A 12,472-nucleotide genomic window follows, 5' to 3' on the forward strand; every position below is an offset into this window, starting at 1 on the left:
GCTGCTGTTCCGGCCCTGCACCGCGGGCCCGCCGGAGCAGGCGTGGACCGCGTGGTGGTGGTTCGCCCTGCCGCTGCTCGCGGCGGCCGCCTGCGTCCTGGCCCGGCGCGGCCACCGGGCGCCGGGGAGTCTCCCGCCGGGCCCGGTCGTCCTCGCGGTCGGCGCCGCCACCGCGCTGAGCGTGCCGTACCTGCTGCTCATCGGCTACTCCGCGCCCCGCTTCCTGCTGCCCGCGTACGCGCTGCTCGCGCTGCCCGTCGCCGGGCTGCTGGTCCGGGCCGCACGGACCCGGGTGCTCGCCGGGGCCGTCGCCGCCGCGATCGTCTTCCAGGTGTGCGGGCAGGCGGTCGTGCTCGGGCGGCAGATCGCGGACACCGCGGCGACGCACGCCCGCTACGTCGCCGCCGCACGCGGGCTGCGCGCCATGGGCCTCACACCGCCGTGCCTGGTCACGGGCCCGCGCGCGCTGCCCGTCGGCTACGCGGCGGGCTGCGCGTCCGCGCAGGACGACGGCAACAACAGGTCCACGACCCGGGCCGCGCTGCGGGACCGCGCGACCCGCGTCCCGACCGCGCTCCTCACCCCGCGCGGTGTCCGCCCGCCGCACTACGCCCGCGGCTGGACGCCGTACGAGCTGCCGGGGACGGGGGGCTGGACCGCGTGGAAGGCACCCGCCCGCGACCGGCCGCCCGGCCCGTAGCGCGAGCCGCCCGGCCGATGGCGCCGTGCCCGCCCGGGCCGTGGCGCCGCAGGCTACTCGGCCCGCAGCGCGGCGAGCTGCTGCGCGAACGGGACCACCTCGAAGCCGTCCGCCGGGTCCACCGAGGTGATCGCGCCGTGCAGGGAGCGGGGCGCGATCGCGGCGGCGGTGTCCACGTCCGGGCGGTCCGGGGCGGCTTCCGGGCCGGCGGCCGGGGTCAGGAAGCGGGCCAGTTCGGCGCCGGCCCGGGTGATCCGCCGGTCCAGGCCCTCGTCGCCCCAGTCCTCCGAGGCCGCGTACACGGCCGTCGGCAGGACCAGCGCCCTGAGGTACGCGAACAGCGGGCGCAGCGCGTGCTCGGTGACGAGCGAGTGCCGGGCGGTGCCGCCGGTCGCGCCGACGAGCACCGGCTTCCCGGTGAGCGCGTCCTTGTCGATCACGTCGAAGAACGACTTGAACAGCCCGCTGTACGAGGCGGCGAACACCGGCGACACGGCGATCAGGCCGTCCGCGGCCGCCACCGCGTCGAGCGCGGCGGCGAGCCGGGCGGGCGGGAACCCGGTGACGAAGTGCTGCGCGATCTCCGTCGCCAGGTCCCGCAACTCGATGACCTGCACGTCGATGTCGCTCCCGGCGTGCTCCCGGGTGGCGGCGGCCAGCCGGTCGGCGAGCAGCCGCGTGGCGGACGGGGCGCTCAGCCCCGCCGAGACGACGACGAGCTTCATGCGCTCTTGACCTCCTCGTTCCTGGCCGCGACACGGGCGGCGTGGGTGGGGGCGTCCGGCACACCGGCCGGGCGCAGGTTCGCGAACTCCTTGCGCAGCACCGGGACGACCTCCTCGCCGAGCAGGTCGAGCTGTTCGAGGACCGTCTTGAGCGGCAGGCCCGCGTGGTCCATGAGGAACAGCTGGCGCTGGTAGTCGCCCGCGTAGTCGCGGAACGACAGGGTCCGCTCGATGACCTGCTGCGGGGAGCCGACGGTCAGCGGCGTCTCGCGGGTGAACTCCTCCAGCGAGGGGCCGTGCCCGTAGACCGGCGCGTTGTCGAAGTACGGGCGGAACTCGCGCACCGCGTCCTGCGAGTTCCTCCGCAGGAAGACCTGACCGCCGAGGCCGACGATGGCCTGCTCCGGCGTGCCGTGTCCGTAGTGGGCGTAGCGCTGCCGGTACAGGTTCACCATCTGCCGGGTGTGGCTCGTGGGCCAGAAGATGTTGTTGTGGAAGAAGCCGTCGCCGTAGTACGCGGCCTGCTCGGCGATCTCCGGGGAGCGGATGGAGCCGTGCCAGACGAACGGCGCGACGCCGTCGAGCGGGCGCGGGGTGGACGTGAAGGACTGGAGCGGCGTGCGGAACTTGCCCTTCCAGGTGACGACGTCCTCGTCCCACAGGCGGCGCAGCAGCGCGTAGTTCTCGATCGCGAGGTCGATGCCGTCGCGGATGTCCTTGCCGAACCAGGGGTAGACGGGGCCGGTGTTGCCGCGGCCCATCATCAGGTCGGTGCGGCCGTCCGAGACGTGCTGGAGCATCGCGAAGTCCTCGGCGATCTTCACCGGGTCGTTCGTGGTGATCAGGGTCGTCGACGTCGACAGGATCAGGTTCTCCGTGCGGGCGGCGACGTGGCCGAGCAGGGTCGTCGGCGAGGACGGGACGAACGGCGGGTTGTGGTGCTCACCGGTCGCGAAGACGTCGAGGCCGACCTCCTCCGCCTTCTGCGCGATCGCGAGCATCGCCTTGATGCGCTCGTGCTCGGTCGGCGCGCGGCCGGTCGTGGGGTCCACGGTGACGTCACCGACGGTGAAGATCCCGAACTGCATTGCGCTCACCCTCCGGAGTTGTTGACGATTCAACTATACCTCGGAACGCGTGCCCCGACCCGGCTATTCCCCCGAGGCCCGCGGGCGCCCCCGCCCCGTCAAGGGCGCCGCCCGGTCGCCGCCAACAGCCGCTCGAACTCCGAGGCCGAGTCCGGCACCTCGACCTCCGCCCCGAACACGTTCATCTTCCGGGCCGTCGGAGCCAGCTCCGCCACCGCCGCCCGCAGCGTCCCCACCACCTCCGGCGGCACCTCGTAGGACCGCCCCGTCGCCCGCGCCAGATCCCACGCGTGCACCGTCAGATCCAGCAGCGCCATCGAGCCGACCAGCCGCGCCGGCATGTTCATCGCGCCGCTCGTCCCGTCCTCCGCACCGGGCCGCGACCACGCCGCCGCCAGCTCCGCCGCCTCCCGCGCGAACCGGTCCCGCCAGCCCGCCGGGTCCTCCCCCACCACGTCCGGCGTCGCCGAGAAGTCCGAGTCCTCCTTCGCCGCCAGCCCCCGGAACTGCACCAGGACCTGCACCAGGTGGTTCACCAGGTCCTTCACCGTGTACTGCGCACACGGCGTCGGCCGCGCCAGATCCCCGTCCGCGATCCCCGCGACCACGGGCACCGCCCGCGCCGCCGCCCGCTCCATCAGCTCACCGATGCCGTACGCCGTCTCGTGCTCGTCCGTGTCCATACGCCGACCGTACGAAGGACAGGGCGCCGCCCTCTTGAAGAAACGCGGCAGTGTCACAGGCCCGCCGTACGATCCCGGCATGGAACCCGAACCCGGCCGGGACACCCACGGGATCGTCGACCCGGCGGCCCTGCTCACGCACGTCCGGTTCCGCCGGTACCCGCCCGCCGCGCCGCTGCGCCCCTACGTCGAGACGTACTGGCTGATCGACTGGGACCTGCCCGCGCCCTACGCGTCGCACATCGTGCCGCACCCCGCGGTCAACCTGACCTTCCAGTGGGACCAGGACGACGGCCCGCCCTACGGCGAGCTCACCGGCGTCAGCACCCCCGGCCTCTACACCCGCAAGCTCACCGGCCGCGGCCAGGTGTGCGGCGTCAAGTTCCACCCCGGCGCCTTCCGGCCCTTCGCCCCCGGCGTCCCCGTCTCCCACTGGACCGGCCGCGCCCTGTCCTACGACGCCGTGCTGCCCGCCACCGACCCCGCCGCCGTCGTCACCCCCGCCGACGACCACGACCGCACCGCCGCGCTCGACGCCTACCTGCTGCCCCTCCTGCCGGCCGCCCCCGACCCGCACACGGAGCAGGCCCGCCGGCTCGTCGCCCGCATCCGCACCGAGCGCACCGTCCGGCGCGTCACCGACCTCGCCCGCGACGAGGCCATGTCCGTACGGGCCCTCCAGCGCCTGTTCGCCGGGCACGTCGGCGTCAGCCCCAAGTGGTGCATCCTGCGCTACCGCGTCCACGAGGCCCTCGAGGCCGCCGCGGGCTGCACCGCCGTCGACTGGGCGGGCCTCGCCGCCGACCTCGGCTACGCGGACCAGGCCCACCTCGTCCGCGACGTCACCGCCACGATCGGCGTCTCCCCCGCCGCCTACGCCGGGGAGTCCGGCTGACCGCTACTTCGCGTGCTTGATCGCGAAGATCATCACGAACGCCACGAGGTGGATCCCGAAGAGGAAGTAGCCCAGGTACCACCACATGTACCGCTCCCCCTTCCTCTCCTGCGCCGCCCTGCGCTCGTCGTACTCCCGCTGAAGCGCGTCCAGCGGGTCCGGCGCACCCGGCGCCGCGTCGTCCGCCCCGTGGTCCGTCACGGTCACAGCTCCCTGTGCACCTTGGAGTTCGAGGCCTGCGCCCGCGGGCGGACCACCAGCAGATCGATGTTCACGTGCGACGGCCGCGTCACCGCCCACGTGATCGTCTCCGCCACGTCGTCGGCCGTCAGGGGCTGCGCCACCCCCGCGTACACCTTCTCCGCCTTGGCCGCGTCCCCGCCGAACCGCGTCAGCGCGAACTCGTCCGTCTTCACCATCCCCGGCGCCACCTCGATCACCCGCACCGGCGTCCCCACGATCTCCAGCCGCAGCGTCTCCGCCAGCACGTGCTCGGCGTGCTTCGCCGCCACGTACCCGCCGCCGCCCTCGTACGTCCCGTGCCCCGCCGTCGACGACAGCACCACCACCGTGCCGTCACCCGACGCCGTCAGCGCCGGCAGCAGCGCCTGCGTGACGTTCAGCGTGCCCAGCACGTTCGTCTCGTACATCCGGCGCCACTGCTCCGGGTCGGCCGACGCCACCGGGTCCGCGCCCAGCGCACCGCCCGCGTTGTTCACCAGCACCCCGACCGTGCGGAACGCCTGCGCGAACTCGTCCACCGCCGCCCGGTCCGTGATGTCCAGCCCGTACGCCACCGCGTCGTGACCCGCCGCCGTGATCTCCTCGGCCAGCGTCTCGATCCGGTCCTTGCGGCGCGCCGTCAGCACCACCCGGTACCCGGCCGCGGCCAGCTGCCGCGCCGTGGCGGCACCGATCCCACTGCTCGCACCGGTGACGACGGCGATACGGGACGCGGCTGCGGGTGCCATGGCTGCTCCAGATGCGGCATACGACGGGTTCCAAAGGTCCCGTCCAGGGTACGCGCGCTCAGTCCCCGCGCGGCGCGTACATGATCACCGCCATCCCCGCCAGACAGATCACCGCGCCCACCACGTCCCACCGCGTCGGCCGGTACCCGTCGGCGACCATCCCCCACGCGATCGACCCCGCCACGAACACCCCGCCGTACGCCGCAAGGATCCGCCCGAACTCCGCGTCCGGCTGCAGCGTCGCCACGAACCCGTACAGCCCGAGCGCGATCACCCCCGCCCCGATCCACGCCCACCCGCGGTGCTCCCGCACGCCCTGCCACACCAGCCACGCGCCCCCGATCTCGAACAGCGCGGCCAGCACGAACAGCGACACGGAGCGGGCGACAGTCATGCGCCCACCCTCGCACGCGCCGGCCTGCTCGCCCGCCCCGCTACCTTGGCCCCGTGTCCAAGCCCACCCGCAGCGCCCTCCTCGCCGAGCTCTTCACCACGTCCCGCCGCTACATGGCCGCCTACGCCCTCTTCAACCAGGCCGTCGCCGACCACCTCGGCCTGCACCCGACCGACCTGCAGTGCCTCAACCTCCTCACCCTCGAGGCCACCCCCGTCACCACCGGCCACATCGCCGAACTCACCGGCCTCACCACCGGCTCGGCCACCCGCCTCGTCGACCGCCTCCAGAAGGCCGGCTACGTCACCCGCGAACGCGACACCGCCGACCGCCGCCGCGTCCTGGTCACCCTCGTCCCCGACCGGATCGCCGAGTTCGGCGCCGTCTGGGACCGCCTGGCCACCGACTGGTCGACCCTCTTCGAGGACCTCGACAACACCGAACTCACCCTGATCACCGCCCACATGAAACGCACGGTGGCCTTCAGCACGACCCAGGTCGCCCGCCTGCGCTCGGGCGACCTGGACTCGGCCTAGGCCCGCGGCGCCCGGCGGACGCACGAAGGCCCGGGCCGATCACGGCCCGGGCCTCAGCGGTGCGGGGGCTCAGCGGTGCGTGGGGACTCACCCCTTCACGCAGACGACCTGCTTCAGCTTCGCCACGACCTCGACCAGGTCGCGCTGCTGCTCCATCACCTGGTCGATGTTCTTGTACGCGCCGGGGATCTCGTCCAGGACGCCGGAGTCCTTGCGGCACTCCACGCCCCGCGTCTGCTCCTCCAGGTCCTTCAGCGAGAAGTGGCGCTTGGCCGCGCCGCGGCTCATCCGACGGCCCGCGCCGTGCGAGGCCGAGTTGAACGCCTTCGCGTTCCCCAGGCCCTTCACGATGTACGAACTGGTGCCCATGGAACCCGGAATGATCCCGAAGTCGCCCGAGCCGGCCCGGATCGCACCCTTGCGGGTCACGAGCAGGTCCATGCCGTCGTAGCGCTCCTCGGCGACGTAGTTGTGGTGCGCGCTGATCTCCTGTCCGAAGGTGGGCTTCGCCTTCTTGAACTCCTTGCGGACCACGTCCTTGAAGAGGTTCATCATGAGCGTGCGGTTGTACTTCGCGTACCGCTGGGCCCAGAACAGGTCGTTGCGGTACGCCGCCATCTGCGGAGTGTCCGCGACGAAGACGGCCAGGTCCCGGTCGACGAGATTCTGGTTGTGCGGCAGGTCCCGGGCCACGCCGATGTGGTGGTCCGCGAGCTCCTTGCCGATGTTGCGCGATCCCGAGTGCAGCATGAGCCACACCGAACCCGACATATCAACACAGAGCTCGACATAGTGATTTCCGGAACCAAGCGTTCCCATTTGCTTCCGTGCGCGCTCCTCCCGGAACTTCACCGCGTCGGCGACGCCCTCGAAGCCGTCCCAGAGGTCGTCCCACGGCGCCGTCGCGAACCCGTGCCCGCGCGTCGGGTCCACCGGGTCGTCGTGCATGCCGCGGCCCACCGGGATGGCCTGTTCGATCTTGGAGCGGAGGCGGGAGAGGTCGCCGGGCAGGTCGTTCGCCGTCAGGGACGTCTTCACCGCGCTCATGCCGCAGCCGATGTCGACACCGACCGCCGCCGGGCAGACCGCGCCCTCCATCGCGATCACGGAGCCGACCGTCGCCCCCTTGCCGAAGTGGACGTCGGGCATGACGGCGAGACCCCTGATCCAGGGCAGGGTCGCCACGTTGCGCAGCTGCTGCATCGCGGAGTCCTCGACCGACGCGGGGTCGGCCCACATCCGGATGGGAACCTGCGCCCCCGATACCTCTACGTACGACATGAAATCCCCCGTTGTCGAGCGGTGTCCGGCCGCACCGGACCTGAAGTCTGAAAACGCAAATACCGGAGCCAAGGTCGACGAATCGGTCGCCGGACCGGCATCCACGGCAGCGCGTGCGATAGACATTGTGGTCACCGGCCGCCCCTGGGCGGCAACCGAATAAGCCCAGTGAGGAGCCCCTACGGTGCAGCGGAAGTCCTTTGCGTACGGGCCGGGCGTCGCCGTGCTCCTGACGGCCCTGCTCGCCGGATGCACGGGGAGCGCCGACTCCGGCGACGGCGCGGACGACGCCAAGCCGGGCGGGGTGAGCACATCCGCACCGGCGGCCGAGCCCGGCCGGTACCGGACGCTGCCCGAGCCGTGCGGCCGGCCGGACACGGCGATGCTGGACGAGATGCTGCCGGGGATCGCGCAGGTGCCGGACGAGCGCCAGCGCGAGAAGGCGTACGAGGGGACGGCGTCGGCCACCTACGACACGGACCGGCGCGCGGGATGCAGCTGGAAGGACGACTCGGCCGAGGGCGGGGTGCACCGGCTGACGCTGGACTTCGAGCGGGTGGTGTCGTACGAGGCGTCGGTGAGCGACGACGCGAAGGCCGAGGACGTCTATCTGACGAAGGTGGAGCGGGCCGGGCTTCCGGCGCCGAGCGCGTCGGACGAGGGGTCGGACTCGCCCTCGCCTGAGGGTTCGGGCGATGCCTCCGCCTCTTCTTCACCGACGGACAAGGCCGGGAAGGACGAGAAGGACGGGAAGGGCGGGAAGGGCGAGGCGTCCGGTAAGCCCGAGAAGCCCGGGAAGTCGGAGAAGGGGAGCGGCGGGGAGGAGACCGCGGAGAGCGGGTCGCCGTCCGCCGACGCGGCCGATCTGCAGCCGCGGTTCCTCGACGACCTCGGCGACGAGGCGTTCCTGAACGACGCCCTGGCGGGCCCGGAGGCGGCGCAGCGGCGGACGGTGACTGTGGTGTTCCGCACGTCGAACGCGTTGGTGACCGTCCAGTACGAGGCGCAGTCGGCGCTGTCCGGCGAGGTGCCGGACAGCAAGGAAATGCAGGACACGGCCCAAGAACTGGCGCACAAGCTGGTGGGGAACTTCGGCGAGTAGGGCGTGCCCGGGGCCGTCCGCGGCTCTGGTCAAGGCTCGGCGGGCGCGGCCGCTTCGGCGTACGGTGACCCATCGGACCCGGGTTCGGGGTGGTGCGTGTGTGCCGCTGTGGAGCCGGGGCCGTGGCCCTGTCAGCGTCCTAGTGAAGGAACCATGCACCGTCCGACCAAGCGACTCACCCGCATGCTCGTCACCGCCGCCACCGTGCCGGCGGTTCTCGTCGTAGCAGGTTGTTCGTCCGACTCCGGTTCGGACTCCTCCGACGGGGCGAAGGAGTCGTCGTCGAAGGCGTCCGCCTCGGCCGCGCAGGAGGCGGCGAAGAAGAAGGTGGAGCCGGCGAAGTACGCGGCGCTGCCGCAGGCCTGCTCGGCGCTGTCGAAGAAGACGCTGGCGGACCTGGTGCCGAAGGGTGACAGCAAGGCGGGGTCGTCGGACGACGAGTCGGCTCGGGCGAGCTGCTCCTGGTCGAGCCTGGACAACAACGGCGTCAAGGGCTCGCAGTACCGCTGGCTGAACGTGTCGATGGTCCGTTTCGACTCGGACGTGAACCGTGGCAGCGGTGCGGATCTGGCGTCGGACTACTACGCGAAGCAGGTCGAGGACGCGCAGGGCACGGACGGTGCCAAGGGCGTGAAGACCTCGGCGGTGAAGGAGACGGGCGACGAGGCGACGCTGGTGGCCTACGACCGCTCGTACAAGGACAAGAAGAAGGACGTCACGTCGCGGCAGCAGACGGTCGTGACGCGGGTCGACAACGTCGTGGTGACGGTGGACTTCAACGGGTCGGGTCTGGCGGGCGACAAGACGCCGGACGCGGGTGACCTGTCGAAGGACGCGGAGAAGGCGGCGCAGGAGGTCGTGGCGTCGGTGCGGGCGGCGGGAGGGGCCGGTGCGGGTGACGCGTCGGCGAGCGCGTCTCCGTCGAAGTCCGCGGACGGCAAGTCCGACAGCAAGGACGGCGGCAAGGACGACGGCAAGTCCGACGCCGAGGCGAAGAGCAAGAACTAGCTCTCGCTTCAAGGTATTTGCGGAGCCCGGCCCCTTTTGGGTGCCGGGCTCCGGCCGTACCGGCCCGCGGGGCCGGACCGGCATGTGCCAGTCTGTTGGCCGCAAGAGGGCGAACTGGGAGGGGAACTGGAGTGGCCGGGCCACTGAAGCTGACACGGACGCACCGGATACTCGTGGGGGTGGTCATCGCCGGCGCGGTGGTCATCGCGGGCATCGGTTTCGCCGGTTCGTACGCGGCCGTGCGTGCGCTGGCCATCGAGAAGGGGTTCGGGAACTTCTCGTACGTCTTCCCGATCGGTATCGACGCGGGCATCTGTGTGCTGCTCTCCCTGGATCTGCTGCTGACGTGGATCCGGATCCCGTTCCCGCTGCTGCGGCAGACGGCGTGGCTGCTGACGGCGGCGACGATCGCGTTCAACGGCGCGGCGGCGTGGCCGGACCCGCTGGGTGTGGGCATGCACGCGGTGATCCCGGTGCTGTTCGTCGTGGCGGTCGAGGCGGCGCGGCACGCGATCGGCCGGATCGCGGACATCACGGCGGACAAGCACATGGAGGGCGTGCGGATCACGCGCTGGCTGCTCTCGCCGTTGCCGACGTTCCTGCTGTGGCGGCGCATGAAGCTGTGGGAGCTGCGTTCCTACGAGCAGGTGATCAAGCTGGAGCAGGAGCGGCTGGTCTACCAGGCGCGGCTGCGGTCGCGGTTCGGGCGGGCGTGGCGGCGCAAGGCTCCGGTGGAGTCGCTGATGCCGCTGCGGCTGGCCCGGTACGGGGTGCCGCTCGCGGAGACGGCTCCGGCGGGGCTGGCGGCGGCCGGGATCGAGCCGCAGTTGCTGCCGCCGGTGGCGGGGCAGCCGGAGCTGACGCAGGGGCAGCGGCAGATGCCGGTGGCCGCGTCGGGTGCGGCGGGTGCGGCGGGTCTCCCGGGTGGTCCCGGTGGTCCGGGCGGTCCCGGTGAGGCGGCCGGGCCGCAGGGGGCCGGTGCGGCGGAGGCGGTGGACGCGCCGAGCCAGTGGTTCGCGCAGCCGCGTCAGGTGGAGTACCACGGCGGGTACGACCCGCAGTTCGAGCCGCCGACGTTCGTGCCGGAGCAGGAGCATCAGGACTGGTACGAGGAGCAGCCGCAGCAGATTCCGGTGCCGCGGCCGCGTGCGGCGGAGCCCGGGGCGGACGTCCCGGCCACCGATGTCCCGGTCGCGGACGTGCAGGGCCTGGACGTGCAGGGCCTGGACGTCCAGGAGTTCCCGGTGCCGGACGGCGCGGGCGGCACGCGTCCGCTGGGGGACGGGGTGCAGCCGGAGTCGGCGGCGGCGCCGTCGGACGAGGATCTGTACCAGGTGTTCCGGTACTCGATAGACGGTGAGGGCATGCCGTCGCCGGCCGCGTTCCAGGCGACGGTGGAGGCCACGTACGGATCTCAGCTGGAGCAGCGCGATCTGGTGCGCTATCACGAGCTGTTCAGCAAGCGGCTGAACGCGGAGCTGATGGACGACCACATCGCCTAGAGCGTCTGCGCCGAAGCCCCCGCCGACCACGCGTCGGCGGGGGCTTCGGCGGTGGGGCTCACTCGTCGGCGCCCGTGAGCGGGGTGTCCGCGGCGGGGATCAGGCGGGCGGTCAGGTCCGGGTCGGCCATGGCGGGGTCGAAGGGGAACATCGGCCGGCGGATGCGGTGGTGGCCGAGGCGCCCGAGGTCCTGGTCGACGCCGCCCGGGGTGAGGGCCATCTTCCAGTCGGCGGCCATCGCGAACAGTTCGGGTTCGAGGTAGCCGATCTTCACGATGACGAGGTCGGCGGTGCGCGGGTCGAGGCCGAGGTCGGTGAAGTCGTGCTCGTGGTGGTAGGGCTTGCGCAGCTCGGTGAGGATCACGTGGGCGCTGCCGACGCGGACGACGACCTCGGTGCGGGCGTCGCGGTCGCCGTGCCGGACGGCGTGGACGACGCCGGTGAGGGTGACGGGGCCCTCGTGCCGGTCGTCGACCTCGGCGCCCGCGGTCACGGTCACGGTGGCGCCGACGCCGGCCGCGGCGGCCTCCCGGACGGCCCGGGGGCCGGGTACGGAGGCGTAGAGGACGGTCGGTCCGTCGTCCTTCTGGAACTCGGGGCGGGCGAGGAGCCGGGCGAGGCCCCAGGTGACGTCGCCGGCGCCGCCCGCGGTGGGGTTGTCGCCGGTGTCGCTGACGTAGTACGGGCGCAGGTCGCCGGCGAGTGCCTCGTCGAGGATGTCGTCGAAGGTGCCGGTGGGGGCGACGAAGTCGAAGGCGTGGCGGGCGTCCCAGAAGCCGCGGGCCAGGCGTTCGGCGCCTGCGGTGACGGCCTGTTCGTCGTGGCCGGTGACGACGACCGCGGCGCGGTTGCGGGGTTCGTCGGCCCAGGCGTAGCCGACCCATATCGCGGCGTCGATCACGCCGTCCTCGGCCTCGACCCCGGGGACGGCGCCGTACACGCTCTTCGCGGGTTCGATGCGGGTGGAGGTCTGTTCGCCGGCGAGCAGGACGGGGACGGGGACCCAGGCCTTCAGGGGGCGGGGGGCGCCGGAGGCGAGGTGGGTCAGGAGGTTGCGGACGGCACGCTCCTTGGTCTCCATGTGGTCCTCGTGCGGGGCCATCCGGTAGCACGTGATGAGGTCGCTGCGGTGGACGAGGGCGCGCGAGACGTTGCCGTGCAGGTCCATGGAGGTGGAGACGATGACGTCGTCGCCGACGACGGCGCGGATCCTCTCCAGGAGGAGGGCTTCGGCGTCGTCGATGCCCTCGACGGTCATGGCTCCGTGGATGTCGAACCAGAGGCCGTCGAGCGGGGGCAGGGCGGCGAGGCGGTCGAGGAGGTCCGCGGTGAGTTCGTCCCAGGCGGCGGCGGTGACGGTGCCGCCGGGCAGTGACTTGCCGACCAGGGCGCCGTGCCAGTCGGCGGCCTCGCGCAGGTCCTCGCCGGGCGCGAGGAAGGGGTAGCGGTCCAGCACGTCCTGGCCGCGGGAGGGGTGGAAGGCGGGTGCCTCGGTGCGGGCGGGCGAGAAGGTGGACGATTCGATGCCGAGGCCCGCGATGGCGACGACGGGGCGGCGGGCGGGGGTGCTGGGGTGGGGCATGGTTC

Annotated in this window: 13 protein-coding genes and 1 pseudogene; 6 read left to right on the forward strand and 8 right to left on the reverse strand. The window is 72.5% G+C overall.

Annotated features, from left to right (window positions below):
- A pseudogene (locus GTW43_RS10960) lies at positions 1 to 700 on the forward strand (hypothetical protein); the annotation flags it as partial.
- A 53-nt stretch (positions 701 to 753) separates the two neighbouring features.
- Here the strand turns inward: GTW43_RS10960 and GTW43_RS10965 are convergent.
- The 3 genes from GTW43_RS10965 to GTW43_RS10975 all read right to left on the reverse strand — a co-directional run bounded on the left by GTW43_RS10965 (position 754) and on the right by GTW43_RS10975 (position 3,196).
- On the reverse strand, positions 754 to 1,425 hold the full coding sequence (locus GTW43_RS10965; RefSeq protein ID WP_161301463.1) for a CE1759 family FMN reductase: 672 nt from the start codon (positions 1,423 to 1,425) through the stop codon (positions 754 to 756).
- Positions 1,422 to 2,513: an LLM class flavin-dependent oxidoreductase gene (locus GTW43_RS10970; protein WP_161301464.1), complete on the reverse strand. Its 1,092-nt coding sequence runs from the start codon at positions 2,511 to 2,513 to the stop codon at positions 1,422 to 1,424. The genes GTW43_RS10965 and GTW43_RS10970 overlap by 4 nt, the downstream gene beginning before the upstream one ends.
- A gap of 98 nt (positions 2,514 to 2,611) precedes the next feature.
- Complete coding sequence (locus tag GTW43_RS10975) at positions 2,612 to 3,196, reverse strand: TIGR03086 family metal-binding protein (protein WP_161301465.1); 585 nt, start codon at positions 3,194 to 3,196, stop codon at positions 2,612 to 2,614.
- Between the two features lie 79 nt (positions 3,197 to 3,275).
- Here GTW43_RS10975 and GTW43_RS10980 point away from each other — a divergent pair, with 79 nt between their 5' ends.
- A complete protein-coding gene (locus tag GTW43_RS10980; protein WP_161301466.1) occupies positions 3,276 to 4,091 on the forward strand; it encodes a helix-turn-helix domain-containing protein in 816 nt (271 codons plus the stop codon).
- A gap of 3 nt (positions 4,092 to 4,094) precedes the next feature.
- Here GTW43_RS10980 and GTW43_RS10985 read toward each other — a convergent pair whose 3' ends face one another.
- The 3 genes from GTW43_RS10985 to GTW43_RS10995 are packed head-to-tail and all read right to left on the reverse strand — an operon-like array spanning position 4,095 to position 5,456.
- Positions 4,095 to 4,292, reverse strand: a complete 198-nt coding sequence (locus GTW43_RS10985; protein WP_161301467.1) for a hypothetical protein — start codon at positions 4,290 to 4,292, stop codon at positions 4,095 to 4,097.
- Between the two features lie 2 nt (positions 4,293 to 4,294).
- Positions 4,295 to 5,062 carry an SDR family NAD(P)-dependent oxidoreductase gene (locus GTW43_RS10990; protein WP_161301468.1) on the reverse strand — a complete coding sequence of 256 codons (768 nt, stop codon included), beginning with the start codon at positions 5,060 to 5,062 and terminating at the stop codon, positions 4,295 to 4,297.
- A 58-nt stretch (positions 5,063 to 5,120) separates the two neighbouring features.
- Positions 5,121 to 5,456, reverse strand: a complete 336-nt coding sequence (locus GTW43_RS10995) for a YnfA family protein (protein ID WP_161301469.1) — start codon at positions 5,454 to 5,456, stop codon at positions 5,121 to 5,123.
- A gap of 53 nt (positions 5,457 to 5,509) precedes the next feature.
- On the opposite strand from GTW43_RS10995, the gene GTW43_RS11000 reads away from it, so the two are divergent.
- On the forward strand, positions 5,510 to 5,992 hold the full coding sequence (locus GTW43_RS11000; protein ID WP_161301470.1) for a MarR family transcriptional regulator: 483 nt from the start codon (positions 5,510 to 5,512) through the stop codon (positions 5,990 to 5,992).
- Between the two features lie 87 nt (positions 5,993 to 6,079).
- Here GTW43_RS11000 and GTW43_RS11005 read toward each other — a convergent pair whose 3' ends face one another.
- Positions 6,080 to 7,273 (reverse strand): RtcB family protein, encoded by a 1,194-nt coding sequence (locus GTW43_RS11005; protein WP_161301471.1) that lies wholly within the window; start codon positions 7,271 to 7,273, stop codon positions 6,080 to 6,082.
- Positions 7,274 to 7,457: 184 nt separating this feature from the next.
- On the opposite strand from GTW43_RS11005, the gene GTW43_RS11010 reads away from it, so the two are divergent.
- The 3 genes from GTW43_RS11010 to GTW43_RS11020 all read left to right on the forward strand — a co-directional run bounded on the left by GTW43_RS11010 (position 7,458) and on the right by GTW43_RS11020 (position 10,885).
- On the forward strand, positions 7,458 to 8,375 hold the full coding sequence (locus GTW43_RS11010; protein WP_161301472.1) for a DUF3558 domain-containing protein: 918 nt from the start codon (positions 7,458 to 7,460) through the stop codon (positions 8,373 to 8,375).
- 153 nt (positions 8,376 to 8,528) lie between these two features.
- Positions 8,529 to 9,383, forward strand: a complete 855-nt coding sequence (locus GTW43_RS11015; RefSeq protein ID WP_161301473.1) for a DUF3558 domain-containing protein — start codon at positions 8,529 to 8,531, stop codon at positions 9,381 to 9,383.
- Between the two features lie 131 nt (positions 9,384 to 9,514).
- A complete protein-coding gene (locus GTW43_RS11020) occupies positions 9,515 to 10,885 on the forward strand; it encodes a DUF2637 domain-containing protein (RefSeq protein WP_343245965.1) in 1,371 nt (456 codons plus the stop codon).
- Positions 10,886 to 10,943: 58 nt separating this feature from the next.
- Here GTW43_RS11020 and GTW43_RS11025 read toward each other — a convergent pair whose 3' ends face one another.
- Complete coding sequence (locus GTW43_RS11025; protein WP_161301475.1) at positions 10,944 to 12,467, reverse strand: M81 family metallopeptidase; 1,524 nt, start codon at positions 12,465 to 12,467, stop codon at positions 10,944 to 10,946.
- Between the last annotated feature and the right edge of the window lie 5 nt (positions 12,468 to 12,472).

Source organism: Streptomyces sp. SID5785, from assembly GCF_009870065.1.
GTDB lineage: Bacteria > Actinomycetota > Actinomycetes > Streptomycetales > Streptomycetaceae > Streptomyces.